Origin of the sequence: Streptomyces sp. NBC_00252, assembly GCF_036187565.1 — a bacterium.
Taxonomy (GTDB): domain Bacteria; phylum Actinomycetota; class Actinomycetes; order Streptomycetales; family Streptomycetaceae; genus Streptomyces.
Genome location: NZ_CP108087.1, coordinates 9,748,117 through 9,771,770 on the forward strand (window position 1 = coordinate 9,748,117; position 23,654 = coordinate 9,771,770).

A 23,654-nucleotide genomic window follows, 5' to 3' on the forward strand; every position below is an offset into this window, starting at 1 on the left:
CTTCTTCGTGGAGCCGTGAGTCCGCGAGATGCGGGAGTCCGGCTACACGTCCTCGTCGAGATGCCGCCGCAGTTTCGCCGTCACCGCAGGGATCTCGCGTCGGAACGCCGCCTGGTCGAGGCCGTCGTCCGTCACCACGGCGAGCAGTGCCCGGTCCCCGACGGCCGTCACGATGACATGGCCCGTGCTGCAACTCGCGCTGATCTCACGGAGGTGGCCGGTGCCGCCCTGGTCGGCGAGGCGGTTGCCGAGAGCGAGGGTCGCCGCCGCCACCGCGGCCATGGACTCGGGGTGGGTCTTGGTGGTGTCGCTCGCCACGACGAGCCCGTCGCTGGTGGCGAGGGTGGTCTCGGTGACTCCCATCACGTTGTCCCGCAGGGCGATGAGGAGGTCGGTCACGGGGTCGCTCATGGCGTCTTCTTCCTGTTTGCGTGCATGCGGTGGGACAACGAGGCAGGAGGGGAACGCGGTGGGGACGCGGCCGGGGGCGGACGGTTCGGGGTCAGTCGTGGGGCCGGTGCGCGGGTACGGAGTTCCGGCCGGGGAGCCGACGGGGGAGCGACGCGGGGCCGGGCGCGGAGGGCGTCGCCGTCGTGGAGGCGACCCGTGGTGCCGTGCTCGGCCGGCGGTCCGGCGGGGGTGTGTGGGGTTCGACGAGGCCGCGGTCCAGCAGGTGGCGCAGGTCGAGCATGACGGCGAAGAGGCCCCGGCCGAGCGTGAAGGCGATGTCCCGTGCGGTGCGGCGGCCGTCCGTGGCGGTCAGGACCGCGCGGTGCCGGGCCGGTAGTGTGCCCGGGGTCTCGGGCAGGTGCGCGGCCGACGCCGGCCGCAGCAGGGTGCGGGCGAGCGCGGCGGCCGAACCGGGCTCCCCAGCTAGGGCGTTGAGGCGTCGGGACACCTCGCCGAGGAGACGCTCGGGGGTGACTCCGGCGTTGCGGTACAGCGTCGGCACGGGGTCGGTGACCTCCCAGCCGTCGGGTACGGCGAGGGAGAGCGCGAAGGCGGCGTCGAAGAGCGCGCTCAGGCTGACGACCTCCAACTCGCCCGCGCCGACGAGTCCTTGGTCCACCAGTCCGGCGGCGAGGTGTTCATGCGTGGTGTCGGAGGCGCGGACCGCGGACCACGCCCGCTCGTCGATCCGGCCCGACCGCAGCAGCAGACCCTCGACGCCCGGCGCCCCGGGCGTCTCCATGGCCACCACCAGACCGTCGCGCACATGGATCGAGCCACCCGGCGTGCCCGTCACGACCACCGTGCAGGACCGCCGTTGGGCCCGGAGTGCCGCCAACAGGGCGGGAACGTTGCGGGAGTCGGGCAGCGGCTCCTCGGTGCTTTCCGTCATGCCAGCAACTCGTCGGCGTGCAGCCGCAGTTCGCGCAGCGCCGAGCCGAGATTGGTGCGGTCGCGGTCGACCGTCGCGCAGAACAGCAAGGGGTCGCCCTGTCGCGGGAGTTGGATCGTCACGAGGTGTCGCGTGGAAGTGGTGACGATGATGCTCTCCAACTCCCCTTCCGCGCCTGCCCGAATGAGGCGGGTGCGGGCCAACTCCGCTATTTCGCAGGAGTCCTGACCGGCACTCACCTCACCGAGTTCCGCATAGGAAAGGCCGGTGACGGCATCGAGTACCGCGGCTCCGCTGATACCGGGCGTGGTCAGGGCACGGCCCAGTGCGGCGTCGAGCGATGACAAAGGTCCCCCCTTCAGTCACTCTGGCGAGCAGACTACTTTGTTTGCCAACTATCGCAACTCTGACCAAAGATGGTGTTGTCTGTTACCCGCACGGTTCGCATTGCGACCGTTTTCGTGGCGAGATGCTGAATCTCGCCGGCTCGTGAGGGAAACGAGGCACCACGTGAACATTGAGGCGACACTCAAGGAAGCGATGACTATCGACGGGGCCCTGGGGGCGTCCCTGGTCGACTACGAGAGCGGCATGACGCTGGGGGCGCTCGGCGGCGGACCGCATCTGGACCTGGAGGTCGCGGGGGCGGGCAACACCGAGGTCGTACGGGCCAAGCAGCGCACGCTGAAGTCCATCAACGTGGACGACAGCATCGAGGACATCCTGATCACCCTCGGTCAGCAGTACCACCTGATCAGACCGCTGGCGAGCACCCGCGGCTCGCTCTTCCTGTATCTGGCGCTGGACCGCGAGCGCAGCAATCTGGCGCTGGCGAGGCATCACCTCAAGCGGCTTGAGGCGTCCCTGGAGGTGTGAAAGCAGCGGGGCATATGACAATTGAGTAGTCGTGACAACGGGCGGTCCCGGAACGGCAATTCGGTACCGGGGCCGCCCGGTTCTCCGGGGTGCCGCATTCGGGAACACGCTCGGCTTCGGGAACGTCCCCGACGGCTCGCGCCCATTGGCCGACCGGCCCGAAATTGTCTAGTCCATTTTCTGGTGCGCCATAGGAGAGTTCCGTCGCGGTCTCGTCGCACCGCTTTCCCTCTACCACGTTCCGCTCCCGCGCGGAGGCGCCACTTCCGCCGTCCCCGAGCGGGGCATGCGGCCGGTCAGTTTTAGGGTTCAAACCACGGCGGTTACAGTGCGACCATGACCACGACGCCACGCTGGCTGGATGCCGAGGAGATGCGGGCCTGGCTCGCCTATGTCGAGTTCTCCACGCTCCTCTCCGACCACCTGAACCGCCAGCTGCGCCGCGACGCGGGGATGACGCACTCCGACTACATCCTGCTAGCCCACCTGTCCTCGATCCCGCAGGGCACCCTGACGATGTCGGAGCTGGCCGAGCGCCTCAAGATCACCCGCAGTCGGCTGACCCACGCCGTGACCCGCCTCCAGGAGGCCGGTTACCTGGACCGGCACGAGGACCCCGAGAACCGGCGCAGCCAGCTCGCCGTGCTCACCGCACAGGGCCGCGCGTTCCTGGAGCGCGCCGCCCCCGGCCACGTCGAGGCCGTACGCCGCGCGGTCTTCGACGCGTTGACGCCCGAGCAGGTACGCCAGTTCGCGGAGATCGGCGAGGCCATCAACGCGGCGCTGCATCGCGAGGAGGACGCCGGGGACGACCAGGAGGCGCTGCCCTGGCGCCGACGCTAAGGCAGCACGGCTAGCCGACGAGTTCGCGTACGAGCGCGGCGACCTGCTCCGTCTCGATCAGGAACCCGTCGTGGCCGTACGGCGACTCGATCACCCGGGGCCGGTCCGCCGAGGGGATCCCGGCCGCCAACTCGGCCTGCTGGTACGGCGGATAGAGCCGGTCGGAGTCGACCCCCGCGACCAGGGTCCGCGCCGTCACCCGGCGCAGCGCGGCACGCGTGCCACCCCGGTCGCGGCCGATGTCATGACTGTTCATGGCCTCCGACAGCGTGACGTAGCTGCCCGCGTCGAAACGGCGCACCAGCTTGGCGGCGTGATGGTCGAGATACGACTCGACCTGGTACCGGCCGCCGTCCCACGGATCCTCCGCACCCTGCGCCGCACGGCCGAAGCGGACCGCCAACTCCGGCTCGCTGCGGTACGTGACATGGGCCAGGCGCCGGGCAAGGCCGAGTCCGACGTCGGGTCCCCGGCCGGTGCCGTGGTAGTCGCCGCCGTGCCAGTGCGGGTCCGAACGGACCGCGTGCAGCTGGATGTCGGCCCAGGCGATCTGCTCGGCGCTCGCCGACGCGGTGGTCGCGAGCAGCAGGAGCGCCGCCGTCCGCTCCGGGTACGTCACGGCCCACTCCAGCGCCCGCATCCCGCCCATGGACCCGCCGACCACCAACGCCCAGCGCCCGATGCCCAGTTCATCCGCCAGACCGGCCTCAACGGCGACCTGGTCGCGCTGGGTCAGGAACGGGAAGGCCCCGCCCCACCGTCGCCCGTCCGGGCGGAGCGAGGAGGGGCCGGTGCTGCCCTGGCAGCCGCCGAGCACGTTCGGCGCGACGACGAACCACCGTTCCGTGTCCAGGACGTGGCCGGGTCCGACGAGCGCGTCCCACCAGCCGGCGGTGGGGTGACCCGACCCCGCGGGACCAGCGACATGGCTGTCGCCGGTGAGCGCGTGCAGCACCAGCACGGCGTTCGACCGGTCCGGCGCGAGCCGCCCCCAGGTCTCGAACGCCAGTCGTACACCGGGCAGTTCACCCCCCGCCTCCAGGGCGAGGGGCTTCTCCCGGGCGTGCCACTTACGGCGCCCGGGCGGGTCCCCCTCCCGCCAGGCCCCGGAGGCCGGCGGGAGAGGGACCCCTGACGGTGTCGGTACGGTGTTCAGGACGCGCCCTTGGCCGCGCGGAACCCGGCCTCCAGGTCGGCCTTCAGATCGGCGAGGTTCTCGATGCCGACCGAAAGACGCACCAGCCCCGGCGAGGTACCGGTCGCCGCCAACTGCGCCTCGTCCAGCTGACTGTGGGTCGTGGAAGCCGGGTGGATGATGAGGCTGCGTACGTCCCCGATGTTGGCGAGATGACTGAACAGCTCGACCGCGTCCACGAACCGCTTACCGGCCTCGACCCCGTCCCGCAGCTCGAAGGCCAGCACCGCACCGGCACCGCGCGGAAGATACCGCCGGGCCGCCTCGTACCAGCGGTTGGACTCGAGTCCCGGGTAGTGGACGGCGGCCACCTCGTCGCGCTGCTCCAGCCACTCGGCCAGGGCCTGCGCGTTGGACGAGTGCCGTTCGATGCGCAGACTCAGCGTCTCCACGCCCTGGAGGAGCAGGAACGCCGAGTGCGGCGAGATCGCCGGGCCGAGGTCGCGCAGCAGCTGCACCCGCAGCTTCACCGCGAAGGCGCCCGGGCCGAGCGCCGGCCAGTACCGCAGCCCGTGGTAACTGGGGTCCGGCTCGCTGAAGTCGGGGAACCGCTCCGCGTGCGCGCCGAAGTCGAAGGTGCCGCCGTCGACCACGACACCGGCGATCGTGGTGCCATGCCCGCCGAGGAACTTCGTCGCCGAGTGGACGACGATGTCGGCGCCGTGCTCGATCGGCCGCAGCAGGTACGGCGTCGGCACGGTGTTGTCGACGATCAGCGGTACGCCCGCCTCGTGCGCGACGTCGGCCACCGCACGGACGTCCAGGACGTTGCCGCGCGGATTGCCGAGCGTCTCGGCGAACAGGGCCTTCGTGTTCGGCCGGATCGCCGCCCGCCACGCCTCGGCGTCGTCCGGGTCGTCGACGAAGGACACCTCGATGCCGAACTTCGGCAGCGTGTGCCGGAACAGGTTGTACGTCCCACCGTACAGGGACGTACTGGAGACGAGGTGGTCACCCGCGGACGCCACCGTCAGGATCGCGAGGGTCTCGGCGGCCTGCCCGGAGGCCAGGGCGACCGCGGCGACGCCACCCTCCAAGGCGGCGACGCGCTGCTCGAAGACGTCCTGCGTGGGGTTGTGGATACGGGTGTAGATGTTGCCGGGCTCGGCCAGCGCGAACAGGTCCGCCGCGTGCTGGGTGTCGCGGAAGACGAACGAGCTGGTCTGGTAGATCGGCGTCGCCCGCGCCCCGGTCGTCGGGTCCGGCACGGCACCGGCGTGGATCTGCTTGGTCTCGAACGACCAGGCCGAGGTGTCGGGACCTGCGGGCTCGTCCTCGGGGGTGTGACCCGCGGCGACGGAGTCGATGGGCTGGCTCATGGTTCTCCTTTGTGCGGAGCGTGCGGGGTGCTGGGGTGCGTGGCACGACCGCGGGGCCGCCGCCCCGACCGGACAAGGGCAGGACGGAGGACGGCGCGGCGCGGTGGTGAGGAGGGGGATCGGATGCCGGAGCGGAGCGTCAGCTCGCGGCGGAACACCCCGTGCTGGTGACACGCACGTAGTCGACGTGGCGGCGGGTCACGAGCACGGTCATACCGTGAGAGAACCACAGCCGGTGGCCGAGGACCAGCGTGACGTGGGCAGTTGAAACACGACTGCCACAACCACGCCGGACCCGGTGCCGTCACCCCGCGGAGGCGAGCACCGCCGTACGGCCGCCCAGCGCGCGCGAGAAGTGGTCCGTGACCTGCTCCAGCGCCGTCGCGGTGGCGGACGCCACGGTCAGCGTGCCGTCCTCGCCGACCGTGATGTCCTTGTCGAGCGTGAACCACCCCGGCACGATGTGCGACGGCCCCATGGAACTCAGCACCGGACGCAGCGCGTAGTCGATCGCCAGCACATGGGCCGTGCTGCCACCCGTGGCCAGCGGCAGCACCGTCTTGCCGGTCAGCGCGTACTGCGGGAGCAGATCGAGGAGCGACTTCAACAGGCCCGAGTACGCGGCCTTGTAGACCGGTGTGCCGATCACCACCCCGTCCGCCTGCTCGAACAGCGCCGTGGCGGCGGTGATCGCCGGGTGCCCGAAGTCGGCGCCCAGCAACGCCTGCGCGGGCAGGGTGCGCACCTCCAGCGGGGTCACGTCATGGCCCTGGAGGCGGAGCCGGTCGTCCAGGTGACGCAGGAGGCGGGTGGTGCGTGAGGTGGGGGAGGGGCTGCCGGAGACGGACAGGATCGAGGCCATGACGGACCTTCCGTGATCGGGGTTCAGACGACGTTCCGAGCGGGCGGGCGGACGCTCACCAGGCGCTCGACCGCACCGTGACCAGCGGCCGCAGATCGTTGCGCAGGGTCTCCAGGAACGTGACGACCTCGGCGGCCGCCGAACGGTGCTGGAGGTCGTTGAGCACATCGTGATGAGCCCCGTGCACGACCGAAAGCCGGGCTGCGGCACGGGACTTGGCGGACTGCGCGAGCGCCTCGTGATCGGCGAGCGGATCGGCGTCACCGACCAGCAGCAGAGTCGGTACGGCGCTCTCGCTGTCGTAGGCGGCACCGAGCACGGCCTCCGGCACCGCCTCGTCGAGCGAACCGCGCCGCACCTCGGGGTCCTCGGTGAGGGCACCCCGATGGGCGGGGCACGAGGTGCGGACGTCGAGTTCCTCGTCCCAGGTGCCGGCGGTCGCGGCGGAGCCGGGGGAACGGCCGGGCAGGCCCGCGAGGACTACGGCGTCGGGCCGGACGCCGGGTTCCCGGTCGAGCAGCGCGGCCACGGCCGCGGCACCCGAGTCGGCTCCGACGAGGACGAGCGGTCGTACGACACCGTCGTCCGCGGCCGTGTCCTCGGCCGCTTCGGAGAGCCGGGCGGCGAGGGCGGTCAGATCCTCGGTGCCGAGATCGGGGGCGTCGACGACCCGGACCCGGTAGGCGTCGGCGGCGAGCCGCCTGCCGAAGCGGGTGTAGGTCGAGCGGGTCTCGCCCCGGCCGGGCACGACCAGGACCGTGCCCCGGACGCGCAGGCCCTCGGGCCCGAAGTAGTCGCTGTACTGGGTCATTTCACACTCCTGCGGATACGGTCGCGGCCGTCGGCGCGGGCTGCCAGCCCAACGCCGGTGCCACCTCGGTCGCGATGAGTTCGAGGGCACGGACGGCCGCGTCGTGGTCGGGGACGGCGGGGTTGAACTGGGTGATCAGATCGGTCGCGACAGGCAGCACCCGCTCCTGTCCGAGCTCCGCGACGATCTCCTCGGGATGGCCGTAGAAGGAGTGGAAGCGGCGCAACGCCTCGTCCTGGCCGAGGCCCTTGGGGAACGCGCCGTGTTCCGCCATCCGCAGCGCCGCCCGGTGGACGTCGTCGCCGATCGCCGCGAGCGCCGTCCGCCGGTCCTTGGCCGGGAACACGAACCGCGACAGGCCGATGCGCGGGCGGCGCGGCCCCTCCCAGGCGGCCAAGTAGGCGTCCGCCCATGGACGTTGGACCTCGTCGGTGGGCGCGTCGAAGCCGTAGGCCGCACGGTTGAGCAGCAGATTCGAACCGCCCTGCGCGGCGAACGCGGCGCCCTGTTCGCTGAACACCCCTTGCCACACACGGTCGTTGAAGTCGCCGGGCCGGGGCTGGATGCGGAAGCCGGGCGTGCCCACCTCACGCCGGTCCAGCGCCTGCCGGACGATGTCGAGGTGCTCGCTGGTGAGTTCACGCTTGCGGGCGACGTCCTTGCCGAACGCGGCGTACTCCACCGCGCTCGACCCGCTGCCCACGCCGAGCTCCACCCGGCCCCCGCTGAGCGTGTCGACGGTGGCGATGTCCTCGGCGAGCCGCACCGGATCCTCCAGAGGGAGGACGGTGATGGCGGTGCCGAGCCGGATGCGGGTCGTGCGGGCCGCCGCGTGGGCCAGGAAGGTCCACGGCGAGGACAGCCCGCCGCCCCCGAGGGGGACGTGGTGCTGGGCCACCCAGCCGACGTCGAAGCCCAACTCGTCGGCGACGACGAAGAGTTCCTGCGCGTTGCGGTAGGTGCGGGCGATGTCGTCGTCCCGGCCCTGGACATGGGTGAGGAAACCGAGCCGGAAGCGTGGTCTCTCGCTCGTCATGGTGTGCCGGCCCTCTCAGTCGTTCACGAGCTGGCGCTCGCGGGAGTGGCGGTTGGCCGGGATGGGCAGGCCGAGGTTGCCGCGCAGGGTGTCGGACGTGTACTCGGTGCGGAACAGGCCGCGCTTCTGCAGGAGCGGGACGACGCTGTCGACGAAGTAGTTCAGCTCCTCCTCGGTGCGGAAGGCGAGGTTGAAGCCGTCGAGGGCGCGGGCCTCGAACCACTGCTGGATGGTGTCGGCCACCGTCCGCGGGTCCCCGACGAACGGCGACTGGCGGAACTGGTTGACGGACTCCGCCACTTGACGCAGTGTCAGGTTTTCGGACCTGGCCCGCGCGATGAGCTGCGTGGCACCCGTGCGCCCGCCCTTCTCGGCGAGGTGGGCGACGTCCGGGAAGGGCGCGTCCAGGTCGTGCACGCTGAAGTCGTACGCCCCGAAGGACCGGCCCAGCAGGGCCAGGTTGCGGCCGAAGTCGTCGTCCTCCTCGAAGATCTCCCGCTCACGGCGGCGGGCCGCCTCGTCGGTGGCGGCGACGACCGGGCCGCCGTGGATGAGGATCTTGACGTGCTCGGGGTCACGGCCGTAGGCGGCGGTGCGCTTCTTGACGTCGGCGTAGTAGTCCCGCGCCGACTCCAGGGTGCCCCCGGGCGCGAAGATGCCCTCGGCCACCTGCGCCGCCAGATCACGGCCCTCCTCGGACACCCCGGCCTGGAAGATCACCGGCTGGCCCTGCGGGGAGCGGGAGAGGTTCAGCGGGCCCGCGATCTTGAAGTGCTCGCCCGCGTGGTCGAGTCCGTGCAGCTTCGCCGGGTCGAGGAACACGCCCCGCTCGACGTCCGCCGGGAACGCGTCGTCCTCGTACGAGTCCCACAGCCCCCGCGCCACCTGCACGAACTCCAGGGCGCGGCCGTAGCGGGTGGAGTAGTCGAGGTGCTCGTCGAGGCCGAAGTTCCGCGCGGTGCCGGTGTCGAAGCTCGTCACCACGTTCCAGCCGGCCCGCCCGCCGCTGATGTGGTCGAGCGAGGCGAAGCGACGGGCCAGGTTGAAGGGCGAGTTGTACGTCGAACTCGCCGTGCCCACCAGCCCGAGATGCTTGGTGTGCGTCGCCACCGCCGACAACAGGGTCAGCGGTTCGAGGCGGTTGAGATAGTGCGCCGGGTAGGTGGAGTTGATGAACTGGCTGTCGACGATGAACAGGGCGTCGAACAGGGCGTGTTCGGCCGCCTGCGCCAGCCGGATGTAGTAGTTGATGTCGATGCTGGCGTTCTTCGCGACGCGCGGGTCCTTCCACAGACCGTGCTGGCCGGGACCGCCCACGCCGTAGGGGTGCAGGGCGAGGTGGAGCGTGCGGGACATGGCAGTTCCTGTTCTGTAAGGGGAGGTGAGGGGGTGTCAGGCGTGGAGAAGGGCGCGCAGGGCCTCACGCTCGGCCCGGTCCGCCGCCGCGCTGTGCAGGGTGGGCGCCGAACGGACCAGGAGGCGCGAGTAGGGGTGCTGGGGCTGGTTGATGACGTCGGCGGTCGCGCCGACCTCGACCAGCTCGCCCTGGTACAGCACCGCGATCCGGTCGGCGACCCCGGCCACGGACCCGAGGTCGTGCGAGATGAAGACGAGGGCCACCCCGTCGGCGCGGAGTTCCTTGAGGATCTGCAGGATCTGCACCCGGTTCGCGGAGTCGAGCGCGCTGACCGGCTCGTCGAGGATGACGAGACGCGGTTCGGTCACCAACGCCCGCGCCACCGCGACGCGTTGACGCTGACCGCCGGACAACTCGCCCGGCAGCCGGTCCAGCAGCTCGGGGGAGAGCCGTACGCGATCGAGGAACGCCCGCACCCGCGCCGCCGCCTCCTGCCGTGACACGCCCTGGATCAGGAGGGGTTCGGCCAGCGACGCCTCGATCGTCACGTCCGGGTCAAGACTGCGCAGCGGGTCCTGGAAGACGTACTGGATGACCCCGCGGCGCCGCAGCGCGCGCCACTGGCGATGCCCGTACGCGCCCACCTCCTCGCCGTCGATCACGATCGACCCGCCCGAGGCACGCACCAGACCGAGCGCTGCCCGCGCGAGCGTCGACTTGCCGGAGCCGGTCTCCCCGATGATGCCGACGGTCTCGCCGGGGGCGATGTTCAGCGAGACCCGGTTCAGGGCCCGGCGGCGGCGTCGACGGGAGCCGTAGTGGACCTCCAAGTCGGCTATCTCCAGGACGGGTTGGGCGGGCTGCGTCGCCGGGTGGTGGTCGGTGGTGCTCATGCGTCCTCCTCTACGGCGCCGAGGGGCTCTCCGGCGTCCACGGCGTCCGTGGTCTCGGCAGCGTCGGCGGCGAGGAACTTGTCCAGGCCGTACTGCTCGTGCTCGGCGATCAGGAGCCGGGTGTACTCGTGCCGCGGGTTGTGCAACACCTCGTGGGTCGGGCCCTGTTCGACGACCTCGCCCTGCCGCATGACGAGGACCTCGTCGCAGAGCTGGGCGACGACGGCCAGGTCGTGGGAGACCAGGACGAGGGCCAGGCCGGTGCGTTCGCGCAGGTCGGCCAGCAGGTCGAGGATCTCCGCCTGGACGGTGACGTCGAGCGCGGTGGTGGCCTCGTCGGCGATGAGGATGCGGGGGTCGGCGGCGATCGCGGCGGCGATGAGGACGCGTTGGAGCATGCCGCCGGAGAGCTCGTAGGTGTACTGGCCGTAGACGAGTTCGGGGTCGCGCAGGTGGACCGTGCGGAGCAGCTCGATCGCCCCCTGGCGGGCCGCCCGCCGCTTCAGGCCCTTCTTGACCCGGAGCACCTCGGCGATCTGCGCGCCCACCCGGATCGAGGGGTTGAGGTACGACGCCGGGTCCTGGAAGACCGCGCTGATCGTGGCGCCGCGCAGGGCCGTCCACTGAGCGGAGGTGAGCCCGGAGATGTCCTGGCCGTCGATCTCGATCGAGCCGCCGGTGACCTCGAAGTGGGCGGGCAGGATGCCCAGCGTGGCCCGGCAGGTGAGTGTCTTGCCGCTGCCGGACTCGCCGACGATGCCGACGGTTCTGCCGGGCGTCAGCGCGAAGGTGACGCCGTGGACGATCTCCTGGCCGGCGGCCTGGTCGCTGATGCGGACGTCTCGTACGGAGAGAACGGGTGTTGAGGGGGCGGGAGTTGAGGGGTTGGGACGCTGTTCGGGCTGGGCCGTGCCGCTGCCGGCACCGGTGCCGGTCGCCTCGGTCACGGTTCCGGAGTTCTGCTCGGCCTCGGTGAGGACCTTCTCGGAGAGGGTTGCCATCACGCACCTCCGGCGTGAACGTTCGCGAGGTCGGAGTCGGAGCCGCGCTCTGTCCCGGTCCCGGCGAGTCGATTGGCGCGCGCCCTGTGGTTGTTGACGAGCGCGCGGCCTGCCTCGCCGGAGACGTCGCGGATCGCGTCGGGGAGGAGGTTGCAGGCCCAGACGGTGACCATGATGAGAAGGGCGGGGACCAGCGGCGCCCACGGCTTCTGGGTGAGGTAGCCGAGGTCCGAGGCGAGCAGGCCGCCCCAGGTGGGTGCGGGAGGCTGGACGCCGATGCCCAGGAAAGTCAGCGTCGAGACGATGACGAAGCCGACGCCGATGGTCTGGGCGAGCGCGACCGCGATCGGCGGCAGCACCTTGACCCAGACGTGCCGCCGGACGACCCACCCGATGGACGCGCCGGAGATGAGCGCCGCCTCCACGTACGGCGAGCGGGCCACGGCCAGCGTGGCGGCGCGGGCCACCCGGTAGAACAACGGGGACACCAACACCCCGGTGACCAGCATCGCCTGGGTGATGCCGTTGCCGAGCAGCGCGACCACGGCGACGGCGAACAGGAGGAAGGGCAGGGCGACCAGGGTGTCGGTCAGCCGGAGGGTGACCCATTCGAAGACCCGGCCGAAGTACACCGACAGGATGCCGGGTATCGCCCCGACGCCCAGCGCGGTGAGGGCGACCTCGAGCGAGCCGAGGACGCTGACCCGGGAGCCGTCGAGCAGGCGGCTGAGCACGTCGCGGCCGAGGTAGTCGGTGCCGAGCCAGTGCGCGCCCGACGCGTCGGCGAGGGTGTCGGAGCTTGTGGCCAGCGGATCGTGGGGCGCGATGAACGGCCCGAGGACGGCGAGCAGGGCGATCACGGTCAGGATCACCAGCGCGATCCGGCCGGACGTCAGGGAGAGCACGCGGCGCACCATGGTCACACCCCCCGCTGGGAGGCCGGCGTCACACGCGCCAGCACCAGGTTGACGATCAGGTTGAAGACGACGACCAGGACGATCGACACCACCAGGACCCCCTGCACGGCCGGTACGTCACCGGCCTGCGCGGAGTCGTTGGCGAACCGGCCGAACCCCTGGAGCCCGAAGATCCACTCGGTGACGACGGAGGCGCCGACGAGCGTGGGGAACTTCAGGCCGAGGGTGGCGAGCGCCGGGCCGAGTCCGTTGCGCAGTACATGGCCGAGGAAGATCCGCCGCGGACTGAGCCCCCGTACGACCGCGCCCGTCACGTAGTTCTCGCGGTAGGCCGCGATGAGGCTCGTGCGCAGTTGCCGGGCGACGTCGGCGACGACGTCGAAGCTCAACGCCACGGCGGGCAGGGTGATATGGGCCAGCCACGGCCCGACCCCCTGCGCCGCCGGGACGTATCCGGCGGACGGGAACACATGCAGTCCCACCGCGAACACCGCGACCAGCACGATGCCGACGACGAACGCCGGCATCACCGAGATCACCGTGACGAAGCCCGTGATCGCGCGGTCGACCCAGGTCGTACGGCGCAGCGCGGCGAGCGTGCCGAGACCGAAGCCCGCGACCACGCCGATGATCAGCGCGAAGAACGCCACCGACAGACTCACGCCCAGGCCGAGGCCGATGAGCGTGGAGATGTCGGCGCCGTTGGTCCAGCTGGTGCCGAGCTGTCCGTGCAGGACCCCGCCCAGCCAGTCGGTGTACTGGACGAGGAAGGGCCGGTTGAGACCCCACTGGGCCTCAACTCTGGCTACCGCCTCGGGAGTTGCTTCCTCGCCCAGCTGGATCCGCGCCGGGCTGAGCCCGCTCAGTGACCGCAGCGCGAACGTCACGAACGTCGCGACCAGGAACACGGGCACGAAGATCGCGATCGACCGGGCGAGGGTGACCAGGACGCGGCCCACGGTGTGCCGCGCCCCGGTCGTGGCGACCCGGTGACGGACGTCGGGTGGTGTGGCCGGTGCCTCCGTCGTCGTCATGGCTTGCCCCCTCTCTGTAGTGACCTGTAGTGAGCTGTTGGGATGTGCAGTGGCCTGCAATGGCCTTCTGTGGAACGGAAGGTGGCGGAGCGTCAGTTCGCGCCGATGGTCACGCCGGTCCAGTCGATGTGGGCCGGGTTCTTGGGCAGGGCGGAGATGGACTTGCTCTTGGCGATGAGGTTGGGCGAGGAGTAGGTGAAGACCAGCGCCTTGCTCTGCAGACCGGCCCGGGTGGCCGCCTGGAGGACCTTGGCGTAGTCGGGCGAGTCCAGCGGGGTCTGCCGCACCTTGGCGATGGCCGCCTCGAAGCCCGAGGGCTCGTACGGCGAGCTGAGGTTGAGGGGGCCGTTCGGGCCGAAGTGGGCGGTGAGGGTCTGCGCTGCGGAGTCGCGCCCCGTCGTCCCGTAGAGGGAGAGCGTCAGGTCCTTGGCGAAGAACGGGGTCGCCCAGTTCTTGTCGACCTTGATGTTGACGGTGATGCCGACCTTCGCCAACTGGGCCTGGACGACCTCGGCTTGGGGATCCTCGGCCGGGATGACGAGGTCCAGCTTGATCTGGCCGGCCTTGTAACCGGCCTCGGAGAGCAGCTGCTTGGACTTCGCGGGGTCGTAGGCGTAGTCGTTCGCGGACTGCGGGTCGTAGGCCACATAGCCCTTGGGGAACGGCTGGTTGGTCGCCGAGCCGTAGCCGAAGGTCAGCTTGTCCACGAACTCCTGGCGGTTGATGGCGTAGCGGACCGCGTCGACGACCTTGGCGTTGTTGAACGGCGCCTTGTTCACGTTGAGGCTGATGTTGTTGGCGTTGAAGCCGGGCTGGACGAAGACGTCGAGTCCGGCCTTCTTGGCGGCCTCGGCCTGACTGGGCGCGATGTCGGCGAAGTTGTAGACGCCGGTCTGGAGTCCGGAGACGACCGTCGCCGCGTCGGGGGCCGAGGTCAGCTCGACGTTGTCGATGTGGATGTTCTTGGCGTCCCAGTAGTCCGGGTTCTTCTTCAGGAGGACCTTGGTGCCCGGCACGAGCTGCGTGACGGTGAACGGGCCCGCGCCGACCGGGTTCTGGTCCAGCTTCGTGGGCGACGCGGCCGCCTTCGGGCTGGCGATCTGGAGGACGCGCTCGCCGAGGAGCTGGGGGATCTGGTAGTCGACCTGACTGAGGTGGAGCACCGCGTCCAGTCCGTTGGCGTCCACCGACTTGATGGAGGTGAGGTCGCCGAACAGCGCGGAGTTCTTCTGCTTCTGGGCGCGGACGATGGCGGCCTTCACTGCGGTCGCGTCCACCGGCGTCCCGTCGCTGAACTTGAGGCCCGGGCGCAGATGGAAGGTGATCTGATCGCCCTTGGCGTTGTACTCCCAGCTCTTGGCCAGGTCGGGCACGGCCTTGCCGGTCGCGTCCGTCCGGGTCAACGAGGCGTAGACCAGGGCGAGTTCGCGGAACTGGGCGCCACTGCCGCCGACGACCGGGTCCCAGTGGGTGGGGAAGTAGGAGGAGGCCCACTTCAGCGTGGCACCGCCGCCGGCCGTCGAGGCGTCGCCGCCGCAGGCGCTGAGCGCGGGGACGAGCACGGTGGCGAGGGCGGTCCCCAGTGCGGCGGCGCGCAGCCGGCCGGGGCGGAAGGCCGCCCGACGGCTGCGGGGCGTGAGTCGTCCGGACATCTTGGTTTCTTTCTTCGAGGGCTTCCGGCCGCGCCGGGGCAGCGGAGAAGAGCGCGGGGCGGCGGAAGCGGGGTGAGGTGCAGCGGGCGGAGAGCGGGGTGCGGTGGAAGGAGGGTGACGGCGGCTGAACCGGGTGCCGGACACCTCGCGGACCGGGGCGACGGGCATGCCGATGCGGCTTCGAGGCGCACGGAGGCATGCCGCGCCCAGGGCAGGAGGCGTCGGCGGAGCACGGAAGGCAACCGGGATACGGAGGCGGAGAGTCGGCGGCGAAGCGCGAGGGGAGCGGCGCGGGAGGACGGGCGCCGGTCGGCGAGGCGGTGGGGCGCCGGTGCCTACGGGAGCGCGGTCAGGCGCCTGTGGGCCGGGGGCGGCGGGTCAGCGACAGAGAGCGCTGCAGGTGCGCCGCAGGTCCACGTAGCGGCACACCACACCGGGGTGCGTCGTGAGCATGCTGCACATCCTGGGGCCAGCCGTCGGCGGCTGTCAATGGACACCAATTGGTGTCTCATTCGGCGGGACGATCCCGAGGCGCGGGCCTTGTTGGAAGGCGCGACGGTCTCTGACCGCTGATCAGAGGCCTAGCGGGGTGCGGTGGGTGGCCAGGGGGCGGTCGCGGGGTGCACGGCGGCCTCGTCCGGGTGGAGCCACAGGGGGCCGTTCGCGGTGTCCATGCGGACGGCGCCGGGTGGGGGCCAGGGGGTGGCGTCGGCGAGGTGGGTGCGTTCGGGGTCGGTGAGGGTGCGGTAGTGGGTGAGGGCCGTTGCCGGGGGGAGTGGTGTGGGCGCGAGCGCAGGCGGAGCCGGTGATTCGGGGTGCGGTGTCGTGGGTGCGGGAAGCAGCCCGCGGCTCAGCTCGGTGACGGCCGCGACGTACTCCTCGTACGGGCGCCAGCCGGGGACGACGCGGTGTCCGGCGGCGGTGCGCACGAGCAACGTCGGTAGTGCGTACCGGTGTTGACCGTCCGGGGTCTCCTTCGCGGCACCGGGGTGGGGCGAGTCGCCATCGCGCACCGACAGCACCTCGGCCACGGGACGACGCGCTTCGGCGTGGTCGGCGCGTACCCGCGCCAGCACCTCGGGCGACGCCGCGTCGACCGCGAGCCGGTCCGCGTCGAGACCGGGTACGCCCGCCACCGCGGCCAGCGCCGACTCGGGGGTGTCCGCGGGTTCCCCGAGCACGAACACGCTCTCCCGCAGCCGCCGTAGCACCCGGTCGGCGACTTCCGTGCCCTGCGCCTCGGCGGCCTTCGCGACCAGTGAGGCCGGCCAGGAACTCGCGGCGACGCGGCTCAGCCGTAGCGCTCGCGGGGCGTGGGTGTGCGCGCTGATGTCCTCGACGTAGCGGGCGTACCAGGCGGTCTCCGCGGCGGGATCGGGGGCGGGGTCTTCGTCGTGGTCGAAGAGGATGCAGTAGACGCGGCGCCAGCGGACGCGGTCGTCGCCGGCCAGTGCTGCGCGGAGGCGGCGGAAGACGGGTTCGGATCCCCAGGCCCAGGGGCAGAGGGGATCGGTGTACTCGACGATTTCGAGGGCGGCGGGGGTGTCGGGGAGGTCTCGAGTACCGGGGCCGTCAAGGCTGTTGGGGTCGGCGGGGACTTCGGTGGCTTCGTGCTGTCCGGCGACGTCGCGGTCCTTGCGGGCGCTGCGGTCCTCGTGATCCTCGCGGCCCTCGGAGACTTGGGCGCCGCCGGTGAATTCGGTGAGTTCGGTGGCCGGTCGGCCGGTGTCCGGGGTCATGCGGCTCCCTGGCGGCTCAGGTGCTCGCCCGGTGCGTGCTCGTGTTCGGCGGTGTCTCTGTCGCCGTTCACGTCCGTCGCCGTGGCGGGCAGCAGCGTGGCCAGGGTCGTGCCGCCGAGGATGGCGGCGGCCTCGTCTTCGATGCGGCGCCACACTCCGGGCAGGCCGGAGGCGGGGCCGGGGTAGTCGAGTCCGGCCAGGGGCTCGCTGCGGAGGGTGATCAGCTCGCCGTCCACGGCACGGGCGACATCCAGGAGCGTGATCTCGGCGGCGGGCCGGCCGAGCCAGTACCCGCCCTCACAGCCACGCTGGCTGCGGACCAGACCGGCTCTGCGCAACTCGCCCACCACGGACTTCAGGAACCGGAACGGGATCTGCTGCGAGGAGGCGATCGCCTCGCACGTGAGCGGACGGGCAGGTTCGCAGGCGAGCTCCAGGAGGGCCCGCGTGGCGTAGTCCGCCTTCGCGGAAATATGCATGCGCACATGATGCCCGACGCGGGCCCGGTATCGAGGGCTTCCCGGGGTTCCCCTCACGCGGTCCCCGCATCCGCCCCTCGTACATTGCGGGAACATTGCCGCAGGTGAAGGACAATGGACACCTCTTGACATCCTTTTCGGGGCGGCTCTAGCGTCGCCAACCATGAGCGAGCCGCTGACAACCCCCGGCGAAGGTTTCCACCCCCATCTCCACGACGCCCCAGGCGAGTCGGCGACCCCCCTGCGCACCCGCCTGCACCACGTCCGCGCCGACGCCCTCGACGGCGACACCGCGCAGAGCGGTGGCATGCGCCGGTTCGCGGCGGTGTCCGGCAAGACCGTCGGCTCCGAGAAACTGTGGATGGGCCAGACGCACGTAGCCCCTTCCACGTCCTCCTCCGACCACCACCACGGCGAGTCCGAGACCGCCATCTACGTGGTCAGCGGACACCCCGAGTTCGTCTTCCTCGACGACACGGGCGACCAGCCGGAGGAGATCCGCCTGCGCACGTCCCCCGGCGACTACATTTTCGTCCCGCCCTTCGTGCCGCACCGCGAGGAGAACCCGGACCCGGCGGAAGAGGCCGTGGTGGTGATCGCTCGCAGCACGCAGGAGGCGATCGTGGTGAACCTGCCGGGGCTGTACGTGTTGGGGGCCGAGGAGGCCTGAGGTGTCGACGGCCTTCTTGGGATGACGTCGGGGGAGCCTTCCTCCTTTCGGCCCGTCGGCGAACACGTTCGCGGTCTGAGTGACCGGATGCCACGTGGTGTCGAGATGCGCAGGTCGCGCCGGTAGCTCGTTCGCGTTGAATCGGGCGCGTCTGGAAGTCTGAGGGACCGGATCGGGAACAGTCGGTCCGGTCGGCGCGGTTGCAACCGCTGAGGGACCGGTGCCGCATGGGCGGGGAACACGGAGATCACGAGGTCTTCCGCCCCGCCGGGGTCCGGCCCCCTCGACCGCGGTACGACCGCCGCGCTCTCGGATCACGACGTATGTCCCGCAGGAGGACTGTTTCATGACTGACCGGCCCTTGACGCTGATGGCAGTGCACGCCCACCCCGACGACGAGGCCACCGGAACCGGGGGAGTCCTCGCGCGGTACGCGGCGGAAGGCGTCCGCACGGTGCTCGTGACCTGTACCGACGGCGCATGCGGTGACGGACCAGGGGGCGTGAAGCCGGGCGATCCCGGCCACGATCCGGTGGCCGTCGCCGCGATGCGCCGTGAGGAACTCGAGGCGAGCTGCGAGGTCCTGAAGGTCAGCGATCTGGAGATGCTCGACTACGGCGACTCCGGAATGATGGGCTGGCCGAGCAACGACGCCCCGGGCGCCTTCTGGCAGACCCCCGTGGCGGAAGGCGCGGCCCGGCTCGCGGACCTCATGCGGCACTACCAGCCCGATGTGGTCGTCACCTACGACGAGAACGGCTTCTACGGCCACCCCGACCACATCCAGGCCCACCGCATCACCATGGCGGCGCTGGAGATGGTCGAGCCGACGCCGAAGGTGTACTGGACCACGATGCCCCGCTCGACGATGCAGCGGTTCGGCGAGCTCATGCGCGAGTTCCACCCGGAGATGCCGGAGCCCGACCCCGCCGAGCTCGCCGAGATGGCCAAGATCGGTCTCCCCGACGACGAGATCACCACGTGGGTGGACGCCACCGCGTTCAGCGGCCAGAAGTTCGACTCGCTGGCCGCGCACGCCAGTCAGGGCGACAACATCTTCTTCCTCAAGATGGGCAAGGAGAGGTTCGGCGAGTTCATGGGCGTGGAGACCTTCGTACGTGTCCGGGACACCACCGGCGCGGCCCTGCCCGAGAACGACCTCTTCGCCGGACTGCGCTGATCCGTCCGGCAGTTGGCGCACCGAGTGGTCCGCATGGCACCCCTCGGCCATCCGACACTCGCCGGGCCCGCGCGGAACCTTCGCAGGGACCGGATCTCCCCGTGGACGCGCCGCAGGATCGCCGGGCATCCGGACCCGGCGATCCTGCGGCGCGCGCGGACTTCGTCCGTCGACTGGTGGACACCGAGGCGCGGATCGGCATCGCCGGCCTGGAAGAGGCCTGAGACGAGCCGCGCACGGTCGTTGCCGGAGCGCGGGAGCCGACGGTCCGTGCCGCGGTCGCGCGAGCCCGGTACGACCGGCCGGTCACGGTCCGGACCGCACGGCTCGGCGGTCCGGATCCGCGGGTCCGCGCAGCCGCCACCGTGCCCCGACGCCGACGTGTGACGCCGGGTGCCGTGCACCCACCCACTCCACCTGCCGTGGCCGTCGAACCGTGCCCCAGTGGCACCTTCCGTGCGCGTCCGGGGTACGGGCTCATGGATTCCCACGTGAGAGGGTGTCTGCGCCTCGGGTTCGGGGGCAGACGGCGATCGATCGGGTGCGAACGGCACCCGACCGTGAGCCGCCGCGAGGCGCCGAACCGTGGGAGCCCCGATGTCGACCGCCGTGCCGGGAAGAGCAGCAGGAGCGACCGGGGAGGGAGCCGAGGCGGTGCGGCGGGGCCGCTCGCCCGTGCTGCCCCGGGGTACCGGCGGTGCCGTAGCGCGCATCGGCGCACTGACCGTCTGTCAGGCCGCCGTGATGGTGGGCTTCGGGCTCCTGATAACGGGCCCGGCCAAGAACGTGTGGCCGTTGACGGTGGAGGACCACGTCGACGAGGGGTTCGAGCGGATCCGTACCAGCACGCTGACCACGCTGTCGTACATCGGCTCGGAGGCGGGCAACACCCTCACGGTGATCGCCGTCACCCTGCTGACCTGCGTGGCGCTGCTGCTCCTGCCCCGGCTGCCGATGTGGCGTCAGGCGGCCTTCCTCGCCGTCGCCGTCTCGCTCCAGGCGCTGGTGTTCCTGGTCGTGACCCTGTCGGTGGACCGGACCCGCCCGCATGTGCACCGGCTTGACGCCTCCCCGCCCACGTCCAGTTACACCTCCGGCCACACCGGCGCGGCCACCGCGCTCTACGCCGGACTCGCGGTGCTCGTGCTGTCCCGCGTGCGCAGGCCGTGGCGGTGGCCGCTGGCCGGGCTGCTGTTCCTCCTGCCGCTGGTCGTCGGCGTCTCACGCCTCTACCGGGGCATGCACCACCCCACGGACGTGATCGGCGGCATGGCCAACGGTGCCCTGTCCCTGCTGATCGTCGGCCGTGCCCTGCTCACCGATGCGTCCGTCGCCGCCGTTCCCGCGCAGCGGACCGGGTCCGCCGACACGACCGAGCGGACCGAGGAGCGCGCGCCCGGCAGCACCGTCGTGATCTTCAACCCCCTGGCGACCGACGCGGAGGGCCGCGAGAAGCTGCGGCGGATCCTGGAACAACACGGCCACCGCGCACCGCAGTTCATCGAGACCACCGCCGAGGACCCCGGCACCGGCCAGGCGTCCGGCGCGGTCCGTGCCGGTGCGGAACTGGTCGTGGTCTGCGGTGGCGACGGAACCGTGCGGGCGGCCGCCGACGCCCTGGCCGGCAGTGACGTACCGCTTGTCGTGGTGCCCTGCGGCACCGGCAACCTGCTGGCCCGCAACCTCGGCCTGCCGCTCACCCCCACCACCGCGCTCGACGCCGCCCTGTCCGGCACCCCGCACCGCATCGACCTCGGCCGAATCGAGGGCGACGGCCTCGCCTCGACCCACTTCGCCGCGATGGCCGGGGCCGGACTCGACGCCGCGATGCTGGAACACACCGACGAGCGCGCCAAGTCCGCCGTCGGCTGGCTCGCCTACGTCCTCGCCACCGTCGGCACCCTGCGCACCCCCCGGATGCGGCTGACGGTGCGGCTCGACGACGCGCCCGTCCTGCAGCGCACGGCCCGCATGGTGCTCCTCGCCAACGTCGGCACCGTACAAGGCGGTCTGACGCTCCTCCCGGCGGCCCGGCCCGACGACGGGCTGCTCGATCTGCTGATCCTGGACCCGCGCGGCCCCGGCGGCTGGGCGCGCGCCCTGGGCGCCCTGATGCGCGGCCACGGCCGGAACCCGCGGGCCACGACCGCGGAGACGCTTCGCCCGGAGGGCGCCGGCACCAAGGGCGTACCGGTGGAGTTCTTCACCTTCCGGCGGGCCGAACTCACCTTCGCCGCACCGCAGTCGCGTGAGCTCGACGGGGACCCGGTGACCCAAGGGCGGCGGCTCACCGCCGAGGTCGACGCCGGTGCGCTGACCGTGCTGCTGCCCACCCGGGAGAAGTGAATGGGCACCGCCACCAAGGTCCCCGAGACCCGCGACATGACCGGCGACGACCTCTCGGCCGACGAGGCCCTGGCGTCGCTGCGCCGCTACGGCCGCTGGCCGCTGCTGCGCGACGCCTTCGTGCGGTTCCGCTACGCCGACGGCTTCAGCCATTCCCGCGCGCTCGCCCTGCAGACGGTGCTGTCGGTGATCCCGTTGGCCATCGCCTTCGTCGGGCTCTCCACGGCCCTGCACACGGAGAACATCGGGAGACTCGCCGAACTGACCATCCACCGGATCGCGCAGGGGCCCAGCGCCGACGTCGTCGACGACGCACTCGCCCGGAGCCGCCACAGCGCGGGCGACGGCGACCAGATCGCCCTCTGGTTCGGCCTGGTCTTCTCGCTGGTCAACGTCACCACCGCGATGTGCCAGATAGAACGCGGCGCCAACCGGATCTACGGGAACGAACGCGACCGCCCCTTCCACCAGAAGTACCTGCGCGGGCTCGTGATGTCCCTCAGCGCCGGGATCCCGCTCGGCATCGGGTTCGTCGTAATGGTGGCAGGCGGCGATCTCGCCGCGGCCGCGGCGACGGTGTACCACCTCGACGGCGAGGCCAGGACCGCCTGCGAGATCCTGCGCTGGCCCTTCGGCCTGGTGCTCGCCCTGATCTCGGCCAGCGCGATCTTCCGCCGTTCGCCCCGCCGCAAGCAGCCCGGCTACACCTGGCTGGCCTTCGGCGCGGCCGTCTACCTCGTGCTGTGGACGGTCCTGACCTGGGTGCTGAGCCTGTACCTGGACATCAGCGGGTCCTTCGACACGATCTACGGCCCGCTCAGCGCCTTCATGTCCCTGCTGCTCTGGGCCTACCTGACCTCCATCGCCCTCTTTCTGGGTCTGTCCTTCGCCGCGCAGCTGGAGGCCGCGCGGGCGCTGCGGCCCGGTCCGATCTCAGCCGACCCGGGAGTCTGAATGGTGGTCCGCGCCACGGCCCAACGTCTTGGTGACCTACGTCGTCGCCGGGCGGCCGACCGGAGATTCGGCGTCCATCTCCTCGGTTCGGTGGCTGTCGCCGCCGTAGCCGCTGTCCCGTTCGGCCTGTTGCTCGTGCTGGTCGAGGGCCGCTGGCAGCCGCTGCGGCGTCTCGACGCGCGCACGGCACGGCGGTTGAACGAGACCGCCCTCGACCATCCGGCATGGACGGACACGCTGCGTTTCCTGTCCGACCGGGTATGGGATCCGGTCACCCTGCGGACGATCGTCGCGCTGCTGACCGTGTGGCTGCTGTACCGCAGGGCCTGGCGGCTCGCCGCCTGGTCCGCCGTGACGGCCACGGCCGGTGGCCTGATCGGGCTGCTGGTCAAAACGCTGGTCGAGCGGGCCCGGCCGTCCCTGGAGGACCCGGTCGCGCACGCGCCGGGATTCTCCTTCCCGTCGGGACACGCGATGACCGCGACCACCTCGTTCGCCATCCTGCTGCTGGTGCTGCTGCCCATGGTGCCGCGCGCTCTGCGGCCGCTGTGCTGGGGCATCGCGGTGGTGTCCGTGGTCGGTGTCGGCTTCACCCGGATCGCACTCGGCGTCCACTGGTTCAGCGATGTCGTGGGCGGCTGGCTCCTGGGCCTCGCCGTCGTGGCCCTCACCACCTGGGCCTTCGAGGCCTGGCGCCACGACGCGGGCCGGCGACCCGCCGGGTTGAGCGAGGGACTGGAGCCCGAACTCACCGGCGCGCACCCCGAACCCGCCCCCGCCGTACGGAAACGGGGAGAACACCCGTAGATCGTGGGCGAGTCACCCATCCATACGCCGACGACACGTTTTTGACGGTCCGTCAGTGATGGCTGGCTCTCACCGTTTGGCATCCGGGAAGGTGGTTCTGGCCGCAGTTCCGTGAAGGATCTTGGGGTGGTCTGACCTAACAACGGGGGCGAGCAAAAAACTCGGCCCTACTCCTCCGCGCGACTACTGTGCTGCTGGTAGATCGTTCACCGATTTTGGGGCTGAGTTGTGCTGACGACTTCGCACCCGCCGTAGGTACCTCTGGAGAGCCCAGGGGGCCCTACGGAGGCTCTCGATGTCCAGGACTGTTCGCACGACTCCCTGGCGACTCCGCGTCCGAG

General features: G+C 71.2%; 24 protein-coding genes. 8 read left to right on the forward strand and 16 right to left on the reverse strand.

Features of this window, described 5'->3' with window-relative positions; genetic code table 11:
- Positions 1–42: 42 nt before the first annotated feature.
- The 3 genes from OHT77_RS43315 to OHT77_RS43325 form a co-directional block, all read right to left on the reverse strand.
- Positions 43–411 carry a roadblock/LC7 domain-containing protein gene (locus tag OHT77_RS43315; protein ID WP_266775319.1) on the reverse strand — a complete coding sequence of 123 codons (369 nt, stop codon included), beginning with the start codon at positions 409–411 and terminating at the stop codon, positions 43–45.
- Between the two features lie 91 nt (positions 412–502).
- Positions 503–1,342, reverse strand: coding sequence for a hypothetical protein (locus OHT77_RS43320; RefSeq protein WP_328833862.1), 840 nt, complete (start codon positions 1,340–1,342; stop codon positions 503–505).
- Complete coding sequence (locus OHT77_RS43325; RefSeq protein ID WP_328833863.1) at positions 1,339–1,689, reverse strand: hypothetical protein; 351 nt, start codon at positions 1,687–1,689, stop codon at positions 1,339–1,341. The genes OHT77_RS43320 and OHT77_RS43325 overlap by 4 nt, the downstream gene beginning before the upstream one ends.
- 163 nt (positions 1,690–1,852) lie before the next feature.
- Between OHT77_RS43325 and OHT77_RS43330 the strand changes: the two genes are divergently transcribed.
- Positions 1,853–2,218, forward strand: a complete 366-nt coding sequence (locus OHT77_RS43330) for a hypothetical protein (protein ID WP_328833864.1) — start codon at positions 1,853–1,855, stop codon at positions 2,216–2,218.
- 336 nt (positions 2,219–2,554) lie between these two features.
- Positions 2,555–3,061: a MarR family winged helix-turn-helix transcriptional regulator gene (locus OHT77_RS43335; RefSeq protein WP_328833865.1), complete on the forward strand. Its 507-nt coding sequence runs from the start codon at positions 2,555–2,557 to the stop codon at positions 3,059–3,061.
- A gap of 10 nt (positions 3,062–3,071) precedes the next feature.
- On the opposite strand, the gene metX is transcribed toward OHT77_RS43335, so the two are convergent.
- From metX to OHT77_RS43400, 13 genes are all read right to left on the reverse strand, one after another.
- Positions 3,072–4,217, reverse strand: a complete 1,146-nt coding sequence (gene metX / locus OHT77_RS43340) for a homoserine O-acetyltransferase MetX (RefSeq protein WP_328834497.1) — start codon at positions 4,215–4,217, stop codon at positions 3,072–3,074.
- A complete protein-coding gene (locus OHT77_RS43345; protein ID WP_328833866.1) occupies positions 4,214–5,575 on the reverse strand; it encodes a bifunctional o-acetylhomoserine/o-acetylserine sulfhydrylase in 1,362 nt (453 codons plus the stop codon). The genes metX and OHT77_RS43345 overlap by 4 nt, the downstream gene beginning before the upstream one ends.
- A 304-nt stretch (positions 5,576–5,879) precedes the next feature.
- Positions 5,880–6,437 (reverse strand): NADPH-dependent FMN reductase, encoded by a 558-nt coding sequence (gene ssuE / locus OHT77_RS43350; protein ID WP_328833867.1) that lies wholly within the window; start codon positions 6,435–6,437, stop codon positions 5,880–5,882.
- Positions 6,438–6,492: 55 nt separating this feature from the next.
- Positions 6,493–7,248 (reverse strand): alpha/beta hydrolase, encoded by a 756-nt coding sequence (locus OHT77_RS43355; protein ID WP_328833868.1) that lies wholly within the window; start codon positions 7,246–7,248, stop codon positions 6,493–6,495.
- Between the two features lies 1 nt (position 7,249).
- Positions 7,250–8,284 carry an LLM class flavin-dependent oxidoreductase gene (locus OHT77_RS43360; protein ID WP_328833869.1) on the reverse strand — a complete coding sequence of 345 codons (1,035 nt, stop codon included), beginning with the start codon at positions 8,282–8,284 and terminating at the stop codon, positions 7,250–7,252.
- A gap of 15 nt (positions 8,285–8,299) precedes the next feature.
- Complete coding sequence (locus tag OHT77_RS43365; protein ID WP_328833870.1) at positions 8,300–9,640, reverse strand: LLM class flavin-dependent oxidoreductase; 1,341 nt, start codon at positions 9,638–9,640, stop codon at positions 8,300–8,302.
- 36 nt (positions 9,641–9,676) lie between these two features.
- Positions 9,677–10,534: an ABC transporter ATP-binding protein gene (locus tag OHT77_RS43370; RefSeq protein WP_328833871.1), complete on the reverse strand. Its 858-nt coding sequence runs from the start codon at positions 10,532–10,534 to the stop codon at positions 9,677–9,679.
- Positions 10,531–11,535 (reverse strand): ABC transporter ATP-binding protein, encoded by a 1,005-nt coding sequence (locus tag OHT77_RS43375; RefSeq protein ID WP_328833872.1) that lies wholly within the window; start codon positions 11,533–11,535, stop codon positions 10,531–10,533. Before OHT77_RS43375 ends, OHT77_RS43370 begins: the two co-directional genes overlap by 4 nt.
- A complete protein-coding gene (locus tag OHT77_RS43380) occupies positions 11,535–12,452 on the reverse strand; it encodes an ABC transporter permease (RefSeq protein ID WP_328833873.1) in 918 nt (305 codons plus the stop codon). The genes OHT77_RS43375 and OHT77_RS43380 overlap by 1 nt, the downstream gene beginning before the upstream one ends.
- Before the next feature lie 2 nt (positions 12,453–12,454).
- Complete coding sequence (locus OHT77_RS43385; protein WP_328833874.1) at positions 12,455–13,486, reverse strand: ABC transporter permease; 1,032 nt, start codon at positions 13,484–13,486, stop codon at positions 12,455–12,457.
- 92 nt (positions 13,487–13,578) lie between these two features.
- Entirely contained in the window at positions 13,579–15,138 is a 1,560-nt protein-coding gene (locus OHT77_RS43390; RefSeq protein ID WP_328833875.1) for an ABC transporter substrate-binding protein, read from the reverse strand.
- 581 nt (positions 15,139–15,719) lie between these two features.
- Entirely contained in the window at positions 15,720–16,877 is a 1,158-nt protein-coding gene (locus OHT77_RS43395; protein WP_328833876.1) for a DsbA family oxidoreductase, read from the reverse strand.
- Positions 16,874–17,356, reverse strand: a complete 483-nt coding sequence (locus OHT77_RS43400) for an RrF2 family transcriptional regulator (protein WP_328833877.1) — start codon at positions 17,354–17,356, stop codon at positions 16,874–16,876. Before OHT77_RS43400 ends, OHT77_RS43395 begins: the two co-directional genes overlap by 4 nt.
- A 163-nt stretch (positions 17,357–17,519) precedes the next feature.
- On the opposite strand from OHT77_RS43400, the gene OHT77_RS43405 reads away from it, so the two are divergent.
- The 6 genes from OHT77_RS43405 (at position 17,520) to OHT77_RS43430 (ending at position 23,313) form a co-directional block, all read left to right on the forward strand.
- Positions 17,520–18,026, forward strand: a complete 507-nt coding sequence (locus OHT77_RS43405; RefSeq protein ID WP_328833879.1) for a cupin domain-containing protein — start codon at positions 17,520–17,522, stop codon at positions 18,024–18,026.
- A gap of 346 nt (positions 18,027–18,372) precedes the next feature.
- Positions 18,373–19,206 carry a PIG-L family deacetylase gene (locus OHT77_RS43410; RefSeq protein ID WP_328833880.1) on the forward strand — a complete coding sequence of 278 codons (834 nt, stop codon included), beginning with the start codon at positions 18,373–18,375 and terminating at the stop codon, positions 19,204–19,206.
- 101 nt (positions 19,207–19,307) lie between these two features.
- Positions 19,308–19,430 carry a hypothetical protein gene (locus OHT77_RS43415; protein ID WP_328833881.1) on the forward strand — a complete coding sequence of 41 codons (123 nt, stop codon included), beginning with the start codon at positions 19,308–19,310 and terminating at the stop codon, positions 19,428–19,430.
- 373 nt (positions 19,431–19,803) lie between these two features.
- Complete coding sequence (locus OHT77_RS43420; RefSeq protein ID WP_328833882.1) at positions 19,804–21,552, forward strand: diacylglycerol kinase family protein; 1,749 nt, start codon at positions 19,804–19,806, stop codon at positions 21,550–21,552.
- Complete coding sequence (locus OHT77_RS43425) at positions 21,553–22,506, forward strand: YihY/virulence factor BrkB family protein (RefSeq protein WP_328833883.1); 954 nt, start codon at positions 21,553–21,555, stop codon at positions 22,504–22,506. It begins immediately after the preceding gene.
- Entirely contained in the window at positions 22,507–23,313 is an 807-nt protein-coding gene (locus tag OHT77_RS43430; RefSeq protein ID WP_328833884.1) for a phosphatase PAP2 family protein, read from the forward strand.
- Positions 23,314–23,654 lie beyond the last annotated feature (341 nt).

What these genes read in the sequence shown, in the direction of transcription:
- OHT77_RS43375 (WP_328833872.1), bottom strand. Translation starts at nt 11,535, where the DNA reads ATGGCAACCCTCTCCGAGAAGGTCCTCACCGAGGCCGAGCAGAACTCC.
- OHT77_RS43430 (WP_328833884.1), top strand. Translation starts at nt 22,507, where the DNA reads ATGGTGGTCCGCGCCACGGCCCAACGTCTTGGTGACCTACGTCGTCGC.
- OHT77_RS43315 (WP_266775319.1), bottom strand. Translation starts at nt 411, where the DNA reads ATGAGCGACCCCGTGACCGACCTCCTCATCGCCCTGCGGGACAACGTG.
- OHT77_RS43355 (WP_328833868.1), bottom strand. Translation starts at nt 7,248, where the DNA reads ATGACCCAGTACAGCGACTACTTCGGGCCCGAGGGCCTGCGCGTCCGG.
- OHT77_RS43410 (WP_328833880.1), top strand. Translation starts at nt 18,373, where the DNA reads ATGACTGACCGGCCCTTGACGCTGATGGCAGTGCACGCCCACCCCGAC.
- OHT77_RS43405 (WP_328833879.1), top strand. Translation starts at nt 17,520, where the DNA reads ATGAGCGAGCCGCTGACAACCCCCGGCGAAGGTTTCCACCCCCATCTC.
- ssuE (WP_328833867.1), bottom strand. Translation starts at nt 6,437, where the DNA reads ATGGCCTCGATCCTGTCCGTCTCCGGCAGCCCCTCCCCCACCTCACGC.
- OHT77_RS43320 (WP_328833862.1), bottom strand. Translation starts at nt 1,342, where the DNA reads ATGACGGAAAGCACCGAGGAGCCGCTGCCCGACTCCCGCAACGTTCCC.
- OHT77_RS43370 (WP_328833871.1), bottom strand. Translation starts at nt 10,534, where the DNA reads ATGAGCACCACCGACCACCACCCGGCGACGCAGCCCGCCCAACCCGTC.
- OHT77_RS43400 (WP_328833877.1), bottom strand. Translation starts at nt 17,356, where the DNA reads ATGCATATTTCCGCGAAGGCGGACTACGCCACGCGGGCCCTCCTGGAG.
- OHT77_RS43360 (WP_328833869.1), bottom strand. Translation starts at nt 8,284, where the DNA reads ATGACGAGCGAGAGACCACGCTTCCGGCTCGGTTTCCTCACCCATGTC.
- OHT77_RS43390 (WP_328833875.1), bottom strand. Translation starts at nt 15,138, where the DNA reads ATGTCCGGACGACTCACGCCCCGCAGCCGTCGGGCGGCCTTCCGCCCC.
- OHT77_RS43335 (WP_328833865.1), top strand. Translation starts at nt 2,555, where the DNA reads ATGACCACGACGCCACGCTGGCTGGATGCCGAGGAGATGCGGGCCTGG.
- OHT77_RS43420 (WP_328833882.1), top strand. Translation starts at nt 19,804, where the DNA reads ATGTCGACCGCCGTGCCGGGAAGAGCAGCAGGAGCGACCGGGGAGGGA.
- OHT77_RS43425 (WP_328833883.1), top strand. Translation starts at nt 21,553, where the DNA reads ATGGGCACCGCCACCAAGGTCCCCGAGACCCGCGACATGACCGGCGAC.
- OHT77_RS43365 (WP_328833870.1), bottom strand. Translation starts at nt 9,640, where the DNA reads ATGTCCCGCACGCTCCACCTCGCCCTGCACCCCTACGGCGTGGGCGGT.
- OHT77_RS43385 (WP_328833874.1), bottom strand. Translation starts at nt 13,486, where the DNA reads ATGACGACGACGGAGGCACCGGCCACACCACCCGACGTCCGTCACCGG.
- OHT77_RS43345 (WP_328833866.1), bottom strand. Translation starts at nt 5,575, where the DNA reads ATGAGCCAGCCCATCGACTCCGTCGCCGCGGGTCACACCCCCGAGGAC.
- OHT77_RS43380 (WP_328833873.1), bottom strand. Translation starts at nt 12,452, where the DNA reads ATGGTGCGCCGCGTGCTCTCCCTGACGTCCGGCCGGATCGCGCTGGTG.
- OHT77_RS43395 (WP_328833876.1), bottom strand. Translation starts at nt 16,877, where the DNA reads ATGACCCCGGACACCGGCCGACCGGCCACCGAACTCACCGAATTCACC.